Genomic DNA, 18,443 nt, shown 5'->3' with positions numbered 1-18,443 from the left:
CCATGACCCCTACCCGGTTGATCGCGGCGGCGTGCGTGGTGTTGGCTTGGCTGCTGCTATGCCTGTGGGCCTGGCGCCGCGCCCGCCGGCACGAGACGCAGCAGGCGCTGGCGCTGCAGGCCCTGAACCCCCCCGCCCCGGAAGACTCCCTGCTGGTCGCCTACGCCAGCCAGACGGGCTATGCCGAATCCCTGGCGGCCCAGACCGCTGAATCCCTGCGCGCCGGCGGCCTGAATGTCCGCGTGGCCTCGCTGGGCCAGCTGGACCTGGCGCGCCTGGGCGCCTATCGCCGCATGCTGTTCGTGGTCAGCACCTACGGCGAAGGCGACCCGCCCGATGCGGCGGCGGCCTTCGCCGGGCAGATGCAGCAGGCCTCGGCGGCAACCGCGGCGCTGGCCGGAGCCCATTACGCAGTGCTGGCGCTGGGCGACAGCGAATACGCCCAGTTCTGCGGCTTCGGCCACCGGCTCAACGACTGGATGCACGCGCAAGGCGCGACGCCGCTCTTCGACCTGGTCGAGGTCGACAACGACGACGCGGCCGCCTTGCGTCACTGGCAGCATCACCTGGGCCTGCTGGCGGGCCGCAGCGACCTGCCCGATTGGGAGGCGCCCGTCTATGAATCCTGGCGCCTCGCCGCCCGCGTGCAGCTCAATCCGCACAGCCAGGGCGGCCCCTGCTATCTGCTGACGCTCGCGCCGCCAGCCGGCGGCGCCCGCCCGTGGCAGGCCGGCGACATCGCCGAGATCGGCCCGCGCCGCGAGCGCGGCGGCGCGTTGCAGGCGCATCGCGAGTACTCCATCGCCTCGCTGCCCGAAGACGGCGCCATCCAGCTGCTGGTGCGCCAGATGCGCGGCGCGGACGGCGGCCTGGGGCTGGGCAGCGGCTGGCTCACCCATATCGCCCATACCGGCGACGAAATCGACCTGCGCGTGCGCGCCAATCGCAATTTCCATGCGCCGGCGGACGGCCGTCCGATGATCCTGGTGGGCAACGGCACCGGCCTGGCCGGCCTGCGCGCCCTGATCAAGGCACGCCGCGCCGCCGGCCACCGCCGCAACTGGCTGGTCTTCGGCGAGCGCAACGCCGGGCACGACTGGTTCTGCCAGGAGGAGATCGCGGCGTGGACAAGCGACGGCACGCTGGAACGCGTGGACGCCGTCTTTTCGCGCGACCAGCCCGAGCGCCGCTATGTGCAGCACCACCTGCGCGAACAGGCGGATGCCGTGCGGGCCTGGGTGGATGCCGGCGCCGCCATCTATGTGTGCGGCAGCCTGCAAGGGATGGCGGGCGGCGTGGACGCCGCCCTGCAGGACATCCTGGGCGATGAACGCCTGCAGGCCATGCAGCACGCCGGCCGCTACCGGCGCGACGTGTATTGACCTCGCGGGGCAAGTCGCGAAGGACAGGCCCCGCGCCTTACTGCAGCTTGATCTGCGCGCGGTCGATCACCGTCTTCCAGCGATCGCGCTCGGTGCGGATCTGCTCGCCGAATTCGGCCGGCGTATTGCCCAGCGGGAACGCCCCCGTCTCTTCCATCTTGGCCGCCGTGGCCGGATCGCGCACCGCGCGGGCGAAGGCGTCCGCCAGCTTGTCGCGCACGTCGGCCGGCATGCCGGCCGGCCCCACCACGCCGTACCAGGCCGTCACGTCGTAATCCTTGTAGCCCTGTTCCGCGAACGTCGGCACGTCCGGCAGGCGCGGATTGCGCGCGGTGCCGGTGATCGCCAGCGCCTGCAGATGGTTGCTCTTCAGGTAAGGCAGCGACGACGGGAAGTTGTCGAAGATCACCGGGACCACGCCGCCCACCGTATCGGTCAGCGCGGGCGCCGAGCCGCGATACGAGATGCTGTTCATCTTGCCGCCGATGATCTGCAGGAACCAGATCATGCCCAGGTCGTTCACGCCGCCCGCACCCGCATTGGCGTAGCCGTCCTTGTTGGGATTGGCGCGCACGTGCGCCACGAACTCGGCCAGCGTCTTGGCCGGGAACTTCGGGTTCACGCTGAGGATGTTGGGGCTGGTCACCAGGTTGCTGATGGGCGTGAAGTCCTTGACCGGGTCATAGGCCAGGTTGGGAAACAGGTGCGGAGCCGTGCCGTGCGTGCTGACGGTGGCCAGGCCCACGGTGTAGCCGTCCGGCTTGGCGCGCGCGGTGGCCACCATGCCGATCGTGCCGGAGGCGCCCGTGCGGTTTTCCACCACGATCTGCTGGCCCAGGATCTCGCCCGCCTTGGCCGCGGCCACACGGCCGACGATATCGGTGGGGCCGCCCGCGGGGAACGGCACGATCAGGGTAATGGGATGGTCGGGAAAAGCCGCGTGGGCCGCGGGCAGCACGGCGGCCAGCGCCAAGGCGGCACAAGTCTTGCGCATCATGATGGTTTGTCTCCTGTGGAGCAGATTGCTGTTGTTATCGAAGGGATTAGGCCGCGTCCGGACTGGACGAGGCGCGGCGAAGAATCTTGCCGGGGCGCGGCATGCCGGCGGCGGCGGGAAAGACCTGGAGTCCATTGACCAGCACCTGCTCCACGCCCGTGGAAGCCAGGGTGGGCGCCTCCCAGGTGGCGCGGTCCTCGACCGTGTCGGCGTCGAACACCACGATGTCCGCCCATGCGCCCACGCTGAGCTCGCCGCGTCCGGCCAGGCCGAAGACGCGGGCGGGCAAGGCGGTCATCTTGGCCACCGCGGCCTCCAGGGTCAGCAGTTCGGCCTCGCGCACGTAGCGGCCCAGCACCCGCGTGAAACTGCCCCACAGGCGGGGATGCGGATGTGCGTCGTTCGGCAGCCCGTCGGAGCCGACCATGCAGCATTCATGCTGGAAGATGCGGCGCACCTCGTCCTCGTCCATCGCAAAGTAGATGGCGCCGGCCGGGCACAGACGCTCGGCCGCGGTGGTCTTGTCGCAGCCCCAGCGCGCCGCGATGTCGCTCAGGTACTCGCCGCCGCATTCGGGATGCGGCGTCGACCAGGTGATGCGGATATCGTCGATCGTTTCCGCGCGCTCCGGGATCAGGATGGTGGAGCTGCCCGGATAGGGATAGATGTCCAGCGCCACTTCCACGCCTTCGGCGCGCGCGCGGTCTATGTTGGCCAGCGTGAGCCGGCTCTTGCCCCAGTTGCGGGGCATCATGCACTTGTGATGCGACAGCACGGTGGCGCAACCCGTGTTGCGGCCGATGGCCAGCACCTCGTCCACGGCGGCCTCCACCTCGTCGCCCTCATTGCGGATATGGCTGGTGTGCATCGCGCCGCGCGCCGCGGCCACGCGCGCCAGACCTTCCAGCTCCGCTTGCTGCGCCACGCCGCCGGGCTGGTAGGCCAGCCCGGTGCTGAAGCCCACGGCGCCCGCCGCCAGCGCGTCGGCCAGCATGCGCTGCATCAGGTCCTGCTCGTCGGCCGTGGGCTGCGCCTTGGGGTCGCGCATGGCCGCCAGGCGCAGGTTGGCGTGGCCCACCAGGGCCGCGACGTTGATCACGGGCTGGCGCAAGCGCAACTCGTCGAAGTAAGCGCCCATGCTGGCGAACAGCGGCGTCTCGCCCAGCAAGGCCAGCGCCGCCGCGGTGTTGCCCGGCAGCGGCGCGGGCGCGCCGCTCACGCCGCAATTGCCGACCACCACCGAGGTGATCCCCTGGCTGGTCTTCCACGCCAGGTCCGGCTTTTCCACGAACATCAGGTCGTCGTGCCCGTGCACGTCGATGAAGCCCGGCGCCACGATCTTGCCGCCGGCGTCCACGCGTCGCGCGGCCGCGACGGCCGCAAGGTCGCCAATGGCCGCGATGCGCTCGCCCGCCACGCCCACGTCGGCGCGCCGCCGCGGGCCACCCAGGCCGTCGATAACCCAGCCGCCTTCGATGATCAGATCCAGAGAGTCCTGCCGCATGATTGCCCAACCTTGATGAAGGCCCTAGTATCGTCGGCGCGATCAATCTGGAAAAATTGTTTTTATTGATCCATCTATCTGGTTTTGAAATGAATCGTCTGCCCAAGCATGTCACCTTGAAGCACCTGACCGCCTTTGTGGCGGTGGCTCAGGAATCCAGCTTCACGCATGCGGCCAAGCGCCTGTTCCAGACGCAGTCATCGGTGACCAGCCTGGTGCGCCAGCTGGAGGACGCACTGGGCACCCAGCTCTTCGCCCGCACCAGCCGGCGCGTGCTGCTGACCCCCGCGGGCGAGGAGTTCCTGCCGCGCGTCATGCGGCTGCTGGCGGACTTCGACGGGGTGATCGAGGACGTGGTGCGTTTTGGCGCGCTGGAGCGCGGACGCGTCGGCGTGGCGGCCGCGCCATCGGCGATCACGCAGATCATCGCGCCGGCCGCCGCCAGATTCTCGGCGCAATATCCGGCGGTGCGCCTGTATCTCAGCGACGACAACTCCGGGCGCATCCAGCGCAAGGTCGCCGCGCGCGAGGTGGACTTCGGCCTGACGAGCCGCTGGGCCGACACCGCGGGCTTGCAATTCGATGCCCTGCTGGAAGACCGTTTCGGCGTGCTGTACCGGGAGGACGACGCCAGCCTGCGCCCCGCCGCCGACGGCACGATGCGCTGGTCGGACCTGGCCGACCGCAAGCTGGTGGGGGTTGTGGACGAAACCGGCATCATGGCGCTGCTGCGCGCCCGTGCCGACCTGCCGATAGAGGCCGCCGCGCCATTCTACGAAGCCTCCAGCACCACTTCGCAGGCGGCGCTGGTCAAGGCGGGGCTGGGCGTGGCGCTGCTGCCGGCGCTGGCCGCGCAGCGGGTGCTGGAGCCCGGGCTGGCCTATGCGCTGCTGGCCCGGCCCACCGTGGTGCGCACGGTCTGCATCATCCGCCACAAGGAATATCCGTTGAGCCCCGCGGCACTGGCGCTGATCCGCGCGATCCACGAGTACCTGCGCACCGCGGCGCTGCCGGCCGGCTGCAGGCGGGTCCCGGCAAACGCCAGGCGCGCGAAGGCCTAGTGCCTGTTCACGCGGCGCGCAGCTTCTCATCCAGCGCGGCCAGGCCGGCCGCGAAAACGCCCTGGCCCACCGCCGCGGCCACGTCGTCCAATGCGGCGCCCTCCACGCGGAAATCCGCCCACCATTGCACCAGCGTCCCGCCGCCTTCGGTGACGGGATGCAGCGAAACGCCGGCCACGTAGTCGCGCATGGGCAGGTCGGTTTCAATGATGGAATAGCGCAGCGCGGTGCCCGGATCATCCAGCATCAGCAGCTGCTCGCGCACAAAGCCCGAAGGCTTGAGCGTCAGGTATCGCACGGAGCCCACCGCGTCGTGGCGTCCGCCCTCCTCCAGCCGGCTTTGGGCGATGCCCGGATGCCAGCCCCCGAGGCCATTGAAATCGCGAAACAGCGGCCAGACCTTGTCCAGCGGCGCATGGACGATGGCGGTGATATGTACGGTGTGCGGCATACGGGCTCCGGCGGACGCAGGACGCGTCGAACTAGGGAAACTGCGGGGCTGCAACTGCGAAAAGCAAACTCAGAACGTCAGATTCTTGAACTCGCGGGTGGCGGCCGTCAGCGCCTGCTCGGTGGGCAGGCGCTCCATCGAACTGGCGCCGTAGAAGCCATGGCAATGCTTGCAGGCGCGCAACACGTAGGCGGCGTCTTCGGGCATGGCGATGGGCCCGCCATGGCACAGCACGATGATATCCGGACGCACCGCCAGCGCAGCCTCGGCGATACGGTCGATGGCGGCCACGCAATCGTCCAGCGTCTGCGCGGTCTCGGCGCCGATGGAGCCGCCGGTGGTCAGGCCCATGTGGGCCACGATGATGTCCGCGCCCGCGCGGGCCATGGCCACGGCGTCGTCCTCGTTGAAGACATAGGGCGTCGTGAGCATGCCTTTCTTGTGCGCCAGACGGATCATGTCCACCTCCAGCGCATAGCCCATGCCGGTCTCTTCCAGGTTGGCGCGGAAGTTGCCGTCGATCAGGCCCACGGTGGGGAAATTCTGTACGCCGGCAAAGCCCTGGCGCTTCAGATCGTCCAGGAACACGTCGAAGTCGCAGAACGGGTCGGTGCCGTTCACACCCGCCAGGACCGGGGTCTGCTTGACCACCGGCAAGACTTCGCGGCCCATGTCCACGACGATCTCGTTGGCGTTGCCATAGGCGAGCAGGCCGGCCAGCGAACCCCGGCCCGCCATGCGGTAGCGGCCCGAGTTATAGATCACGATCAGATCGATGCCGCCCGCTTCCTCGCACTTGGCCGACAACCCGGTGCCCGCGCCGCCGCCCACGATGGGCGTGCGCGAGCGCACCATGGCGCGAAACTTGTCCAGCAGTTCGTTACGGTCAAAACGCGGCATGGCGGCAATCCTTAATGTGCGGCAATTTCAAGATAGTGTTCGACCGCCGTCTTCGCGAACAGCGGATCGTTGATGTGGCAGGGCACGCGCACGAGCCTGCGGTCGGCGGTCTGCACCAGCCTGGCTTCCAGCGCGGCGAACAAGGCGGCGTCGGCCTCGGGGTCCCAGAACGCCTGCCCCGGCGCGTCCAGCGCGGACACGCCGCCTTCGGGTATCAGGAAGCGCACCGGACCGTCGCAGCGGTTCAGGCGGTCGGCGATCCATTCGCCCTGCCGGGTGTTTTCCTCGGGGGTGGTGCGCATCAGCGTCACCTGCGGATTGTGTGGATAGAACTTGCGGCCCCGGTAGCGTTCGGGGATGGTGTCCATGCCGCCGAAATTGACCATGTCCAGCGCGCCGCAGGAACCCACGTAAGGCGCGCGGGTGCGCGCCACGGCGCCGAAGCGGTCCTCGGTGCAGGCCAGCACGCCGCCGAAGAGAAAATCGCAGACCTCGGTGGTGGTCAGGTCCAGCACGCCGGCAAGCAGATGGCTGTCCAGCAGCTTTTCCATGGACTGCCCGCCCGTGCCCGTGGCATGGAACACCAGGCAGTCGTAGCGCGATTCCAGCAGCGGGGTCACCTGCTGCACGCAGGCGGTGGTGACGCCGAACATGGTGATGCCCACGGCGGGGCGGCTGTCGTCGCTGGCGGCGCTGGCAGCCTGGCGGAACGCCCCGCCAATGGCGCCGGCCGCATTCGCCAGCACCCGGCGCGAGATTCGGTTCAGGCCCGCCACGTCCGTCACGGAATACATCATGGCGATGTCCGACGGACCCACGTAGGGCGCGACATTGCCCGAGGCCATCGTGGACACCATCACTTTGGGCGTGCCGATAGGCAGGGCGCGCATGGCCGGCGTGATCAGGGCGGTGCCGCCCGACCCGCCCAGGCCCAGCAAGGCGCCGATCCCGGCGTTGCCGGCGGCATAGCGCTCAAACGCCAGCGCCATGGCGGCAATGGCCGTGCCGCGGTCTCCGGTGAAGACGGCGCCGGGTCCTTCGGGATGGCTTTTGGCCACCTCTTGCGCCTGCACCTGGGCAGCGCTGGCCGCGCCCGAGGTGGAGACGTCCACCGACACCACGTCCAGCCCGTCGCGCTTGAGCAGATCCACCACGTACTCGGCCTCGTGGCCCTTCGTGTCGTAGGTCGCGGCGACAAAGATCCGCTGCTTCGTATGCGTCATGACTCCTCCGTGGGCGGCTACACTCCGTGCGCGCCTCGATATGTGAGGCCAAAGGCCTGTAGAATCTAGAAATGAGACGAAAGAATCATACTGAGACACCAGTCTCACGTCAAACCGAAACCCCCGCCAAGACGGGATCGACGGCAGCCGCCGGCGCGCGGCTGATCGCCCCCGCCAGCCGGCAGGCCGCGGACAGCGGCGAACCTCCGCACGGGCCACGCGCCCGCATGCGCAAGATCCTGCTGGACGCCGCGCAACAACTCATGGCGCAAGGCGTCACGCCGTCGGTCGCCGAGCTGGCCGAACACGCCCAGGTCTCGCGGGCGACGGCCTACCGCTACTTCCCCAGCCAGAGCGCGCTGATCGCCGCCGTGGTTGACGAAAGCCTGGGCCCCATCCTCGCCTGGGACTCCAGCGCGCCGGACGCCGCCGCGCGCGTCGACGAGCTGCTGCGTTTTGCCTACCCCCGCCTGGAATCTCACGAAGCCCCGCTGCGCGCCGCCATCATGGTGTCGCTGCAGCAGCACGCCGAGGCCAGCGCCGGCAAGGCGGGCCCGGAACCGCGGCTGGTGCGCGGCCACCGCGTCGACATCCTGAAGCGCGCCATCGCGCCGCTGGCGGCCGACCTGACGCCAGCGCAACAGGAGCGTGTGGCGCAGGCGCTGTCGCTGGTCTACGGTACCGAGGTGTTCCTGGTGCTCAAGGACATCTGGAAACTGGAGCTGCCCGAGATCACCGACGTGGTGCGCTGGACCGCCAACGCCATCATCACGCAGGCGCTCTCCGAGGCGCCCGGGAAGAAGTAGCGCATCCGGCGGCGCGAGCGCCGCTGTCATTCCCACGTCATTCAGAGCCCGCATAGTTCGGCGCTTTCGCGGCAGTGCTCTCCGCACGCCGCCATGACGTTGGAGTGTTTTAGATGCAGTTCGAAGTATCCCGCCTGCGGCGGGCCATCATGCCCTTGTCGCTGGCTTGCGTCACCCTCTTGAGCGCCTGCGGCGGCAGCGATGACGACGAGGCCGCGCCGCCTCCCGCCCCGCCCGTTGTGACCGACCCGGTGCCGCCGGTCGAGCCCAAGCCGGTCGAGACCGGCGCATGGACCACGGGCGACCTGCACGTGCACACCTACCAGTCCGACGATGCGCAGGTCAGCCTGGAAAGCGCGCTGGATCAGGCCTTCGACCGCTACGAGCTGGACTGGGCCGCGATCTCGAATCACCTGCGCCTGTCCTCGCGCGACCACACCGGCGTCGCGCTGGCCGGCGGCCAGATCCCCTTCTCCCAGGGCATGGCGCAATACGAAGTGCCCTTCATCAAGCAGGCTCAGGCCGCGGGCCGCTACGCCGGAAAGATCATCTTCTCATCGTTCGAATGGGACATGCCCACGCATGACCACGTCAACATCGGCATCGGCGTGAACGATCCGCTCTCGGCCAAATCGCTGGAGGCCGTTGCCGAGTTCGAATACCTTTTCACCAACCGCGACCCCAATCTGTTTGACCCGCTGCTGGTGTCGCGCCTGGCCGGCGAGACCCGCGCCTACACCACGCACGCCGATTCGCTGGCAGCGCTGAAGTGGCTGCGCGACAAGCATCCCGACAGCTACATGCTGCTGAACCACCCGTCGCGCTACGCGGGCAAATACACCGTCGCGCAACTGCGCGAGATGAACGACCTGGCGCCGTCCGTCTTCTTCGCCATCGAAGGCATGGTGGGCAACCAGATGGAACCGGACCGCGGCGGCTACGCCACGGCCTACACCGCCCCCTTCCTTCCCAACCGCACCTACGGCGGCGTGGACTACCTGGTCGCGCACCTGGGCGGCACCTGGGACGCGCTGCTGGGCGAAGGCCGCCGCATCTGGACCGTGGCCGATTCGGACTATCACTTCCGCACCGCCTCGGGCCTGTACAGCAGCGGCTACGCACCCGGCGAATATGCCAAGACCCATGTCTGGAAGGACGGCGACGACATGGCGGCCGTGGTGGCCGGCCTGAAGAGCGGTCGCCTGTTCGGCGTCTTCGGCGACCTGATCGACGCCCTGGACTTCCAGGCGCAAGGCGCGGCCGGCGCCGTCCACATGGGCGGAGAGCTCAAGGCGACGAAGGGCGAAAAGGTGGAGATCACCATCCGCTTTCGCAGCCCGGACAGCAACAACTACGAGTATCCGATCGAAAGCGGCAACCCCACCTACGTCAAGCCCACGGTCAATCACGTGGACCTGATCGTGGGCGACGTGGGCGCGCGCGCCGCGGCCGGCACGGCGGACTACGACCGCGACACCAACCCCTCCACGCGCGTGCTGGCCCGCTACACCCGCGCCGACTGGACGGTGGACGCGGAAGGCTACAACGTCATCAAGACCACGGTGACCGCCGACAAGAGCCAGTACTTCCGACTGCGCGGCACCAACCTTGCCGTCGACGTGGCGGGCGAGACCGCCGCCGGCGAACCGCTGCCCGACGCCAAGGTGGACCTGGCTGACAACGCGGCGCGCTTTAACGCCATCAACGCCCGCAACTACAACGACCTGTGGTTCTATTCGAACCCGGTGTTCGTGACCGTCGGCAACTAGCGGATCCGGCGACAAAAAAAAAGCCCGGCGTTTTTGCGCCGGGCTTTTTGCTTACTGCAGCGTTCGGGTGAAGATGAACTCGCCATCCTGCCAGTCCACCGGCACCACATCGCGCGGGCCGAACCTGCCTTCCAGGATCAGGCGCGCCACCGGATTCTCGATCTGCTGCTGGATCGCGCGCTTCAAGGGACGCGCGCCAAACACCGGATCGAAGCCGGAGCGGGCCAGTTCCGCCAACGCCGGTTCGGTGACTTCCAGGCGCATCTCCTGCTTTTCCAGGCGCTCGCCCAGGCGGCGCAGCTGGATGCGGGCAATCGATTCGATGTGCTGCGCTTCCAGCCCATGGAACACGACCACTTCGTCGATGCGGTTCAGGAACTCGGGCCGCAGCGTCTGCTTGAGCTCGTCCCACACCACTTCCTTGATCACGTCGTAAGGCTGGCCGGCCAGAGTCTGGATATGGTGCGAACCCAGGTTGGACGTCATGACGATGACCGTATTGCGGAAGTCCACGGTGCGGCCCTGGCCATCGGTGAGGCGGCCGTCATCCAGCACTTGCAGCAGCACGTTGAACACGTCCGGGTGCGCCTTTTCCACTTCGTCCAGCAGCACCACGCTGTAGGGCTTGCGCCGCACGGCCTCGGTCAGGTATCCGCCTTCTTCGTAGCCCACGTATCCCGGCGGCGCGCCGATCAGCCGCGCCACCGAGTGCTTCTCCATGAATTCGCTCATGTCGATGCGGATCAGGTGCTCTTCCGAGTCGAACAGGAACTCGGCCAGCGCGCGCGTCAGCTCGGTCTTGCCCACGCCGGTGGGGCCCAGGAACAGGAACGATCCATACGGGCGCGCCGGGTCCGCCAGGCCTGCGCGGGAACGCCGGATGGCGTCCGACACCAGGCGCACGGCCTCGTCCTGGCCCACCACGCGCTTGTGCAGGAATTCTTCCATGTGCAGGAGCTTTTCGCGCTCGCCCTGCATCATCTTGGACACCGGAATACCGGTGGCGCGCGACACGACTTCGGCGATTTCCTCGGCGCCGACACGCGTGCGCAGCAGGCGCGGACGGGACTCGTCGCCCTCGGCGTTCTCGGCCGCCTCGGCGGCGCCCACTTCGGCGGCCTTCAGGCGCGATTCCAGATCGGGCAGCTTGCCGTACTGCAGCTCAGCCAGCTTGTCGAACTGGCCCTTGCGCTGCAGCTCCGCCATCTCGGCGCGCACGCTGTCGATCTCTTCCTTGATGGCCTGGGTGCCCTGCACCGCAGCCTTCTCGGCCTTCCAGATTTCTTCGTAGTCGTTGTATTCGCGCTGCAGCTTTTCCAGTTCGTCTTCGATGACGCCCAGGCGGCGCTTGGACGCGTCGTCCGTTTCCTTCTTGACGGCCTCGCGCTCGATCTTGAGCTGGATGATGCGGCGGTCCAGCTTGTCCATCACCTCCGGCTTGGAGTCGATTTCCATGCGGATGCGCGCACCGGCTTCGTCGATGAGGTCGATGGCCTTGTCGGGCAGGAAGCGGTCGGTGATGTAGCGGTGCGACAGCTCCGCCGCGGCCACGATGGCCGGGTCGGTGATCTCGACGCCGTGGTGGATTTCATAGCGTTCCTGCAACCCGCGCAGGATGGCGATGGTGGATTCCACGTCGGGTTCGTCGACCAGCACCTTCTGGAAGCGGCGCTCCAGCGCGGCGTCCTTTTCGATGTACTTGCGGTATTCGTCCAGCGTGGTCGCGCCGATGCAATGCAGTTCGCCGCGCGCCAGCGCCGGCTTGAGCATGTTGCCGGCGTCCATCGCGCCTTCGGCCTTGCCCGCGCCGACCATGGTGTGCAGCTCGTCGATGAAGACGATGTTGCGGCCGTCGTCCTGGCCCAGCTCTTTCAGCACGGCCTTCAGGCGTTCTTCGAATTCGCCGCGGAACTTGGCGCCGGCCAGCAGGGCCGCCAGGTCCAGGGACAGCACGCGCTTGCCGCGCAGGCTCTCGGGCACTTCGTCATTGACGATGCGCTGCGCCAGGCCTTCGACGATGGCGGTCTTGCCCACGCCGGGTTCGCCGATCAGCACGGGGTTGTTCTTGGTGCGGCGCTGCAAGATCTGGATCGTGCGGCGGATCTCGTCATCGCGGCCGATGACGGGATCCAGCTTGCCCTGGCGGGCGCGCTCGGTCAGGTCCATCGTGTACTTGGACAGGGCTTCGCGGTTGGCCTCGCCTTCCGCGCCGGAGACGTTCTCGCCGCCGCGAACGGCGTCGATCGCGGCCTCCAGAGCCTTCTTCTGCAGGCCGGCCTCGCGCAGGATGCGCCCGGCGTCGCCCTTGTCGTCGGCCAGCGCCAGCAGGAAGAGCTCGCTGGCGATGTAGGTGTCGCCGCGGCGCGCGGCTTCCTTGTCGGTGCGGGTCAGCACGCCTTGCAGGTCGCGGCCCACCTGGACGTTGTCTTCGCCCTGCACCTGCGGCAAGGATTTCAGGGCGTTCTCGAGGGCCGGCGCCAGCCGGTTAACCGCCACCCCGGCCCGCGCCAGCAGGCTGCCGGCGCCGCTGTCGGAATCCGACAACAAGGCGGACAGTACGTGGACGGGCTCGATGTAGGGGTGATCGTTGCGGGCGGCCAGACTCTGAGCGTCGGCCAGGGCTTGCTGGAACTTGGTTGTAAGTTTGTCGAATCGCATAATGGTCGTAGTGGCTTGTTGGGGAGCCTGACCGATACGTGCCGGCGGGCTCGATAACCTGAATATGTGGCCGGATGAGAGAATTTCAACACCCGGCCGGCCTCATGGTCTTCTTCGACGTGCAGCAGCAACCTGAATAATGAGCATATACGTTTTTGTATACGGCACCCTACGAGCCGGCGAAATCAACGATCTGGCGCGGGCGGCGGCAGGACGCGGCCTGCCCGCCGCGAGCCATGTCGGGCCGGCCAGCGTGCCCGGCATGCTGGTGGATTTTGGCGACTGGCCTGGGCTGATTCCGGTGGCCGACGGCCGGCGCGTGCGGGGCGACGTTTTCCGGGTCGAACCGGCGCTGATCGCCCTGATGGACGAGATCGAAGAGTACCGGCCCGGCCAGCCCTGCCTCTTTGTGCGCCGCGAGGTCCAGGCCCGCATGGAGCCCCCTGGCCAGGCCGCCCTGCTGAGCTGCCAGTACTACCCCATCGACCCGGCGCAGCGGGCCGAAGCCATCGATATCGCCGGCGACGACTGGATCGCCTACCGGCTTGCGCGGATAATGTCCGGCGGCCGGTAAGCCGGCGCCCGGCAGGCCCGGCGCCCGGTAAGACACCCGTAGTAACAACGGACTACAATAGGCGCCTGTCTCACGCTTCACACCCGTTCCGGCCTTCCGCCGCGCAATGGGCACTCTAAAGGTCATCGTATGCAAAAACGGGTTCCTATTGCCCCTGATGCCGCCCACTGTTCCACGTGCATGCTGGGCCACGTCTGCGTTCCCGTGGGCATGGCAGCCGCCGAAGTCGAAAAGCTGGACGAGCTGGTGAAGGAACGTGTCCGCCTTGAAAAGGGCAAGACGCTGTATTCGCTGGACCACCCGCTGGACGCCGTGTATGGCGTGCGCTTTGGCAGCCTCAAGACACAACTGGAAGACGCGACCGGCCAGATCCAGATCACGGGCTTTCACCTTCCGGGCGAAATCGTCGGCATGGACGGCATGCTGGACGGCAAGCACGTGTCTGCAGCGGTAGCCCTGGAGGATTCCGAGGTCTGCGTCATCCGCCTCAATGAAGTCGATCGCGTGGCCACGCACCTGCCGTCGCTGCAGCAGCAGTTCCGCCGCCTCATGAGCCGGGAGATCACCCGCTCGCACCAGATGCTGGCCTCGCTGGGTTCCATGCGCTCCGAGCAGCGCCTGGCGGCCTTCCTGCTGAACCTGTCGCAACGCTATGCCTCGCTGGGCTATTCGTCCACGGAGTTCGTGCTGCGCATGAGCCGCGAGGAAATCGGCAACTACCTGGGATTGACGCTGGAGACGGTCAGCCGGCTGTTTTCGCGCTTTGCGCGCGACGGCCTGATCAAGATCAACCAGCGCGAGGTCCGCATCCTGGACCTGCCCGCGCTCAAGCAGCTGCTGGGCCACGAAGGCTGCTGAGCTTAAGCCGCGCCATGCGTCGCGCGCTTGCAATCCCTATGCTCCGGGCCCTGCGGGCCCGCGCGCCGCGTCTGGCGCGCGGCCTCGCGGGCGCATTCGCCATGGCGGCCCTGCTGGCGCCCATGGCCGCGCGCGCACAGACGCCGCTGCCCGATCCCTACGACTACGACGAAACCGTGGCCACGCCCAAGCGCGCGGCCCCGCTGCGCTGGCAGACGGTGGAACTCGGCAAGCCCGGGCACCGGTACAAGATGCCGGTCTATGCCAACCGCGACCTGGGCAAGGATGACCTGCGCGGCATCAAGCAGGTGCTCATCGTCATCCACGGCGTCAAGCGCGACGCCGACCACTACTACGAAACCGCCGCCGCCCTGGTGGCGGAGAACGCCGGTCGGGCGCGCGACACGCTGGTCCTGGCGCCGCGCTTCTCGGGGTCGATCGACTCGGGTTTCGGCGGCATGGCGGCCTGGCGCAAGGCCAGCTGGGAAGACGGCGAAGACAGTATCCAGGCGGCCGGCCGGCCCGCGCCGGTCAGCTCGTTCCAGGTGCTCGACGACCTGCTGCGCAGCCTGGACGATCGCAAGCGCCTGGCATCCCTGGCGGGCATTGTGCTGGCCGGACACTCCGCCGGCGCGCAGCTGGTGCATCGCTATGCGGTGCTGAACAACGTCGACGGCCAGCTGCGCCGCGACGGGCTGACGCTGCGCTACGTCATCGCCAACCCCTCTTCCTACCTGTACCTGACCAACGAACGGCCGCGCGCCGACGGCAAGGGCTATGCGCCCTACGAGCGCGGCATCTGCCCCACGTACAACCAGTACAAGTACGGCACGGACAAGCTGCCCGCGTACGCGCGGGATGCCGACGATTCCAAGCTCTTCGTGCGCTACGCGGCGCGCGACGTCGTCTATCTGCTGGGCGGCGCCGACAACAATCCGGAACACCGGCTGCTGGACAAGGCCTGCGGCGCCGAAGCCCAGGGAGCCACCCGGCTGGCCCGCGGCACGGGCTATGTGCAGTACGAACATGTGCTGGCCGCCCGCGGTGCCAAGCCCGTCGCCCTGCGCCACAACAGCTTCGAGGTGGGCGGCGTGGGCCATGACAGCAAGCGCATGTTCGGCTCGATCTGCGGCGTGCGCGCACTGCTGGGCGACGGCGCCCAGGCTGCCGACGGCGCCGCGGCCTGCGACATCATCAAACCGCGCGGCAAGTAACCGCCGCCCCCGTTCTCCCCTTTATTCGCCACGCCCTGGCGGCCGGCCTAGGGAAATTCCGGATTCCCCAGGCTTGACAAGGGGGTTCCATCGTCCTAAAACTTAACCTTATGGTTAACTTTAACGACAACATGCTTGATGGCATTTTTTCGGCGCTGGCGGATGGCACGCGGCGCCGGGTGCTGGCCGACCTGGAACAGGGATCGGCATCGGTCAGCGCGCTGGCCCGGCCCCATGCCATGTCCTTGCCCGCGTTCATGAAGCACCTGCGGGTGCTTGAAGACGCCGGCCTGATCGCGCGCGCCAAGGACGGCCGGGTAGTGAGCTGCACGCTGTCGCCCGAACCCATGCGCGCCGCTTCCGACTGGCTGTCCCGCTACGAGAAGTTCTGGAACGGGCAACTGGATTCGCTGGCGCGATATCTCTATCACGAAGAGGAGACCCACCCATGGAAAACCGAAGCCCCACTTCCGACTCCCACATCGAACTCCGGCTCCGGCGGCGCTTCGACGCCCCCGTCGAGCGGGTCTGGCGCGCCTGGACGGACCCGCAAGCGCTGATGCGCTGGTTCGGTCCGGCCGGAACCCGGCGCGTGCTGCTGGCCGAGACCGACGTGCGCGCGGGCGGCGCCTACCACGTGGGCTTTGCGACCGAAGACGGACGGGAACACTACGCCAGCGGGCATTACCAGGAAGTGGAGCCTGCACGCCGCCTGGTCTTCACATGGGCCTGGCGCGAGACGCCCGAAGAAACGTCGCTGATCACCCTTGAATTCACCGCTGCGGGCACGGGCACCGAATTTGCCTTCCTGCAGACCCCGTTTGTCGATCAGGCCACCCGCGACAGCCATGAACATGGCTGGTCGGGCGCGATGGACCGGCTTGCGGATCATCTGGCGGGCCGGGCCTGAATTCCCGCCGTTCGCCCCTGCCCGGGCCTTGCGGCCCGTCACGCAAAGGAGTCGTACGATGCAAACCGATCACTCCGTCGTATCCCGCCACGAATGGAACCTCGCGCGCGAAGCGCTGCTGCGCCGCGAAAAAGAAGCCACCCATGCCCAGGACGCGCTGGCACGCGACCGCATGGCCCTGCCCTGGGTCCAGGTGGACAAGGCCTATCAGTTCCAGGACGCCAGCGGCGCGCACAACCTGGCCGATCTGTTCCAGGGCAAGAGCCAGCTCATCGTCTATCACTTCATGTTCGGCCCCGACTGGGAGGAAGGCTGCGTGGGCTGCTCATTCCTTGCCGACCATCTGGACAGCGCGCTGGTGCATCTGCGCCACCATGACGTTTCGGTGGTGGCGGCCTCGCGCGCGCCTTATGCCAGGCTGGCCGCGTTCAAGCAGCGCATGGGCTGGCGCTTCGATTGGTTCTCGTCCGAGGGCTGCGACTTCAACTTCGACCTGGGCGCCTCCCTGCCCAAGGCCGACGGGGACGTCGAGGAGCGGCCGGGGGCAAGCGCCTTCTTCCGCGATCCGGACGGCGAGATCTTCCACACCTACTCGACCTTCGAGCGCGGCGTGGAACGCCTGGCGGGCGCCTACAACTACCTGGATCTCGCGCCGCTGGGACGCAACGAAAACGGGCCCCATTTCAACGTGGAAGACTGGGTGCGCCACCATGACCGCTACGACGACGCCACGCACAAAGCCTGCCACGCCCACGGCTAGGCCCTGGCTGCCGTCCTCGAGCGGCCTGGCGGGCCTTTGGCTGGCCTGCACGGCGGCCATGGCCGCCGGCCTGCTGATCGACACCTGGCGCATTCCCGCCGCGTTGCTGGCCAGCGAATGCGGCGCGCCGGGCAGCCTGGCGGAACTGGCCTGGCGGCACGCGACGCTGATGCCCGCCAGCAGCGCCGCGATGGCGCTGGCGGCGCTGCTGCCTTGGCCCAGGACGCAAGGCGCGGCCCCGCCGCTGGCGGCGCGCCTGGCCTGCGCCGCGCTCATGGCTGTCGGAATGATTCTGGGCGCGCGGCTGGGCATCGCGGCGGCGCTGTCCCTGGGCACGGCGCCCTTCGGCGGCATGGCGCTGGGAATGGCGGCAGGCATGGCCGCCGCGCTCCTGCCCGCCTGCGCGCTTAGCGCCTGGCGCCGGTAAGCGGACGCACGGGCGCGGGAGCGGTTTCGATCGGCGCGGCGTGCGGCGCCTGGATTTCCAGCGGCGACGCGGCCTGCGCCACACAGGGCAGGATCCAGCCCTCTTCTTTTTCGTCGCGCGACAGGCCCGGCCATTCGATGCCGTAGACCACGGAGCCTTCCAGCATCAGGCACATGCAGGCACGGCAGGTGCCGTTGCGGCAGGAGCTGGGCAGCTTGATGCCTGCCGCCTGCGCGGCCAGCAGCACCGGCGTACCGGCCTCCGCATCAAAACGCAGGCCGGACGGCTGAACGAGGACCGGGTATGCGGGCATGGCCTTGGGACGTTGCGCGCCCCGCCTCAGGCGGCGTTGTCGCGCCACTCCAGCTGCCAGGCGCCGGACAGCACGTTCTGCATCCAGAGGACGCAGGTCAGCGTCTTGGCGTCGGTGACTTCGCCCTTGCCGCATGCTTCGATCAGGTCCGCGGGCTGCGCGCTGATCACGTCCAGGAACTCGTCCTGGTCGAGCTGGCGCGGCCCGGCTCGCAGGCCGCGCGCAAAGAAGATATGGATGATTTCCGTGGAATAGGCAATGGCCAGGTGCAGGCCTCCGGCATGCGCCCACTGATCCGCGGTGTAGCCCGTTTCTTCGAGCAGCTCGCGCTTGGCGCAGGCCAGCGGGTCTTCGCCCGGATCGAGCTTGCCGGCGGGAAACTCGGTCATGACGCGCCCGATGGGATAGCGGAACTGGCGTTCCAGCAAGACCCGGCCGTCATTGAGCAGCGGAATGACCACCACGGCGCCCGGATGCACCACGTATTCGCGGATGCCGGTGTTGCCGTTGGGCAGGCTGACGGTGTCGCGGCGTATCTTCAGGAAGCTGCCGTCATACGACGCTTCGCTGGTCACGAGCTTTTCAACGAGGTGGGAATCGGGTGTGGGCTTCATGGCATGCAGCTTACCATCGCCC

At 68.0% G+C, this 18,443-nt stretch carries 19 protein-coding genes; 11 read left to right on the top strand and 8 right to left on the bottom strand.

Going from position 1 to position 18,443, the window contains the following annotated elements; all coding sequences use genetic code 11:
• Positions 1 to 2 precede the first annotated feature (2 nt).
• Positions 3 to 1,382, top strand: a complete 1,380-nt coding sequence (locus HLG70_RS03005) for a sulfite reductase subunit alpha (protein WP_171665213.1) — start codon at positions 3 to 5, stop codon at positions 1,380 to 1,382.
• 37 nt (positions 1,383 to 1,419) lie between these two features.
• On the opposite strand, the gene HLG70_RS03000 is transcribed toward HLG70_RS03005, so the two are convergent.
• Both HLG70_RS03000 and HLG70_RS02995 read right to left on the bottom strand, forming a co-directional pair.
• Entirely contained in the window at positions 1,420 to 2,379 is a 960-nt protein-coding gene (locus tag HLG70_RS03000; RefSeq protein WP_171665214.1) for a tripartite tricarboxylate transporter substrate binding protein BugE, read from the bottom strand.
• 46 nt (positions 2,380 to 2,425) lie between these two features.
• Complete coding sequence (locus HLG70_RS02995; RefSeq protein ID WP_419144790.1) at positions 2,426 to 3,883, bottom strand: N-acyl-D-amino-acid deacylase family protein; 1,458 nt, start codon at positions 3,881 to 3,883, stop codon at positions 2,426 to 2,428.
• Positions 3,884 to 3,972: 89 nt separating this feature from the next.
• Between HLG70_RS02995 and HLG70_RS02990 the strand changes: the two genes are divergently transcribed.
• Positions 3,973 to 4,944 (top strand): LysR family transcriptional regulator, encoded by a 972-nt coding sequence (locus tag HLG70_RS02990; protein WP_171665215.1) that lies wholly within the window; start codon positions 3,973 to 3,975, stop codon positions 4,942 to 4,944.
• A gap of 7 nt (positions 4,945 to 4,951) precedes the next feature.
• On the opposite strand, the gene HLG70_RS02985 is transcribed toward HLG70_RS02990, so the two are convergent.
• The 3 genes from HLG70_RS02985 to HLG70_RS02975 all read right to left on the bottom strand — a co-directional run bounded on the left by HLG70_RS02985 (position 4,952) and on the right by HLG70_RS02975 (position 7,518).
• A complete protein-coding gene (locus tag HLG70_RS02985; protein ID WP_171665216.1) occupies positions 4,952 to 5,395 on the bottom strand; it encodes an SRPBCC family protein in 444 nt (147 codons plus the stop codon).
• 69 nt (positions 5,396 to 5,464) lie between these two features.
• Positions 5,465 to 6,295, bottom strand: coding sequence for a phosphoenolpyruvate hydrolase family protein (locus tag HLG70_RS02980; protein WP_171665217.1), 831 nt, complete (start codon positions 6,293 to 6,295; stop codon positions 5,465 to 5,467).
• Between the two features lie 11 nt (positions 6,296 to 6,306).
• The gene (locus tag HLG70_RS02975) at positions 6,307 to 7,518 is read right to left on the bottom strand and encodes a Tm-1-like ATP-binding domain-containing protein (protein WP_171665218.1); all 1,212 of its coding nucleotides are present in this window, start codon (positions 7,516 to 7,518) and stop codon (positions 6,307 to 6,309) included.
• A gap of 161 nt (positions 7,519 to 7,679) precedes the next feature.
• Here HLG70_RS02975 and HLG70_RS02970 point away from each other — a divergent pair, with 161 nt between their 5' ends.
• Both HLG70_RS02970 and HLG70_RS02965 read left to right on the top strand, forming a co-directional pair.
• Positions 7,680 to 8,324, top strand: coding sequence for a TetR/AcrR family transcriptional regulator (locus HLG70_RS02970; RefSeq protein ID WP_171665709.1), 645 nt, complete (start codon positions 7,680 to 7,682; stop codon positions 8,322 to 8,324).
• A gap of 113 nt (positions 8,325 to 8,437) precedes the next feature.
• Positions 8,438 to 10,093 (top strand): S-layer protein, encoded by a 1,656-nt coding sequence (locus tag HLG70_RS02965; RefSeq protein WP_171665219.1) that lies wholly within the window; start codon positions 8,438 to 8,440, stop codon positions 10,091 to 10,093.
• A 51-nt stretch (positions 10,094 to 10,144) separates the two neighbouring features.
• Here HLG70_RS02965 and clpB read toward each other — a convergent pair whose 3' ends face one another.
• Entirely contained in the window at positions 10,145 to 12,751 is a 2,607-nt protein-coding gene (clpB, locus tag HLG70_RS02960; RefSeq protein ID WP_171665220.1) for an ATP-dependent chaperone ClpB, read from the bottom strand.
• 139 nt (positions 12,752 to 12,890) lie between these two features.
• Between clpB and HLG70_RS02955 the strand changes: the two genes are divergently transcribed.
• From HLG70_RS02955 to HLG70_RS02925, 7 genes are all read left to right on the top strand, one after another.
• A complete protein-coding gene (locus HLG70_RS02955; RefSeq protein WP_171665221.1) occupies positions 12,891 to 13,325 on the top strand; it encodes a gamma-glutamylcyclotransferase family protein in 435 nt (144 codons plus the stop codon).
• A gap of 129 nt (positions 13,326 to 13,454) precedes the next feature.
• Positions 13,455 to 14,183: a helix-turn-helix domain-containing protein gene (locus HLG70_RS02950; protein WP_171665222.1), complete on the top strand. Its 729-nt coding sequence runs from the start codon at positions 13,455 to 13,457 to the stop codon at positions 14,181 to 14,183.
• Positions 14,184 to 14,221: 38 nt separating this feature from the next.
• Entirely contained in the window at positions 14,222 to 15,397 is a 1,176-nt protein-coding gene (locus HLG70_RS02945) for a hypothetical protein (protein WP_234103363.1), read from the top strand.
• Between the two features lie 110 nt (positions 15,398 to 15,507).
• Positions 15,508 to 15,957 carry an ArsR/SmtB family transcription factor gene (locus HLG70_RS02940; protein ID WP_171665224.1) on the top strand — a complete coding sequence of 150 codons (450 nt, stop codon included), beginning with the start codon at positions 15,508 to 15,510 and terminating at the stop codon, positions 15,955 to 15,957.
• Positions 15,846 to 16,307, top strand: coding sequence for an SRPBCC family protein (locus HLG70_RS02935; RefSeq protein WP_171665225.1), 462 nt, complete (start codon positions 15,846 to 15,848; stop codon positions 16,305 to 16,307). Before HLG70_RS02940 ends, HLG70_RS02935 begins: the two co-directional genes overlap by 112 nt.
• Positions 16,308 to 16,365: 58 nt before the next feature.
• On the top strand, positions 16,366 to 17,067 hold the full coding sequence (locus HLG70_RS02930) for a DUF899 domain-containing protein (RefSeq protein ID WP_171665226.1): 702 nt from the start codon (positions 16,366 to 16,368) through the stop codon (positions 17,065 to 17,067).
• Positions 17,018 to 17,494 carry a hypothetical protein gene (locus HLG70_RS02925; protein ID WP_234103361.1) on the top strand — a complete coding sequence of 159 codons (477 nt, stop codon included), beginning with the start codon at positions 17,018 to 17,020 and terminating at the stop codon, positions 17,492 to 17,494. Before HLG70_RS02930 ends, HLG70_RS02925 begins: the two co-directional genes overlap by 50 nt.
• Here HLG70_RS02925 and HLG70_RS02920 read toward each other — a convergent pair.
• Positions 17,475 to 17,807: a 2Fe-2S iron-sulfur cluster-binding protein gene (locus HLG70_RS02920; RefSeq protein WP_171665228.1), complete on the bottom strand. Its 333-nt coding sequence runs from the start codon at positions 17,805 to 17,807 to the stop codon at positions 17,475 to 17,477. The two genes, HLG70_RS02925 and HLG70_RS02920, sit on opposite strands and share 20 nt — an antisense overlap.
• 26 nt (positions 17,808 to 17,833) lie before the next feature.
• A complete protein-coding gene (locus tag HLG70_RS02915; protein ID WP_171665229.1) occupies positions 17,834 to 18,421 on the bottom strand; it encodes an NUDIX domain-containing protein in 588 nt (195 codons plus the stop codon).
• Positions 18,422 to 18,443: the final 22 nt, after the last annotated feature.

Source organism: Achromobacter deleyi (assembly GCF_013116765.2).
In the GTDB taxonomy this organism is placed as follows: Bacteria; Pseudomonadota; Gammaproteobacteria; order Burkholderiales; family Burkholderiaceae_B; genus Achromobacter; species Achromobacter deleyi_A.
Note: the sequence above shows the minus strand (reverse complement) of the source record. Positions and strands in the feature narration are given on the sequence as shown.

What these genes read in the sequence shown, in the direction of transcription:
- HLG70_RS03000 (WP_171665214.1), bottom strand. Translation starts at nt 2,379, where the DNA reads ATGATGCGCAAGACTTGTGCCGCCTTGGCGCTGGCCGCCGTGCTGCCC.
- HLG70_RS02935 (WP_171665225.1), top strand. Translation starts at nt 15,846, where the DNA reads ATGGAAAACCGAAGCCCCACTTCCGACTCCCACATCGAACTCCGGCTC.
- HLG70_RS03005 (WP_171665213.1), top strand. Translation starts at nt 3, where the DNA reads ATGACCCCTACCCGGTTGATCGCGGCGGCGTGCGTGGTGTTGGCTTGG.
- HLG70_RS02995 (WP_419144790.1), bottom strand. Translation starts at nt 3,883, where the DNA reads ATGCGGCAGGACTCTCTGGATCTGATCATCGAAGGCGGCTGGGTTATC.
- HLG70_RS02955 (WP_171665221.1), top strand. Translation starts at nt 12,891, where the DNA reads ATGAGCATATACGTTTTTGTATACGGCACCCTACGAGCCGGCGAAATC.
- HLG70_RS02965 (WP_171665219.1), top strand. Translation starts at nt 8,438, where the DNA reads ATGCAGTTCGAAGTATCCCGCCTGCGGCGGGCCATCATGCCCTTGTCG.
- HLG70_RS02920 (WP_171665228.1), bottom strand. Translation starts at nt 17,807, where the DNA reads ATGCCCGCATACCCGGTCCTCGTTCAGCCGTCCGGCCTGCGTTTTGAT.
- HLG70_RS02925 (WP_234103361.1), top strand. Translation starts at nt 17,018, where the DNA reads ATGACCGCTACGACGACGCCACGCACAAAGCCTGCCACGCCCACGGCT.
- HLG70_RS02950 (WP_171665222.1), top strand. Translation starts at nt 13,455, where the DNA reads ATGCAAAAACGGGTTCCTATTGCCCCTGATGCCGCCCACTGTTCCACG.
- HLG70_RS02980 (WP_171665217.1), bottom strand. Translation starts at nt 6,295, where the DNA reads ATGCCGCGTTTTGACCGTAACGAACTGCTGGACAAGTTTCGCGCCATG.
- HLG70_RS02915 (WP_171665229.1), bottom strand. Translation starts at nt 18,421, where the DNA reads ATGAAGCCCACACCCGATTCCCACCTCGTTGAAAAGCTCGTGACCAGC.
- HLG70_RS02945 (WP_234103363.1), top strand. Translation starts at nt 14,222, where the DNA reads ATGCTCCGGGCCCTGCGGGCCCGCGCGCCGCGTCTGGCGCGCGGCCTC.
- HLG70_RS02990 (WP_171665215.1), top strand. Translation starts at nt 3,973, where the DNA reads ATGAATCGTCTGCCCAAGCATGTCACCTTGAAGCACCTGACCGCCTTT.
- HLG70_RS02930 (WP_171665226.1), top strand. Translation starts at nt 16,366, where the DNA reads ATGCAAACCGATCACTCCGTCGTATCCCGCCACGAATGGAACCTCGCG.
- HLG70_RS02975 (WP_171665218.1), bottom strand. Translation starts at nt 7,518, where the DNA reads ATGACGCATACGAAGCAGCGGATCTTTGTCGCCGCGACCTACGACACG.
- HLG70_RS02940 (WP_171665224.1), top strand. Translation starts at nt 15,508, where the DNA reads ATGGTTAACTTTAACGACAACATGCTTGATGGCATTTTTTCGGCGCTG.
- HLG70_RS02985 (WP_171665216.1), bottom strand. Translation starts at nt 5,395, where the DNA reads ATGCCGCACACCGTACATATCACCGCCATCGTCCATGCGCCGCTGGAC.
- clpB (WP_171665220.1), bottom strand. Translation starts at nt 12,751, where the DNA reads ATGCGATTCGACAAACTTACAACCAAGTTCCAGCAAGCCCTGGCCGAC.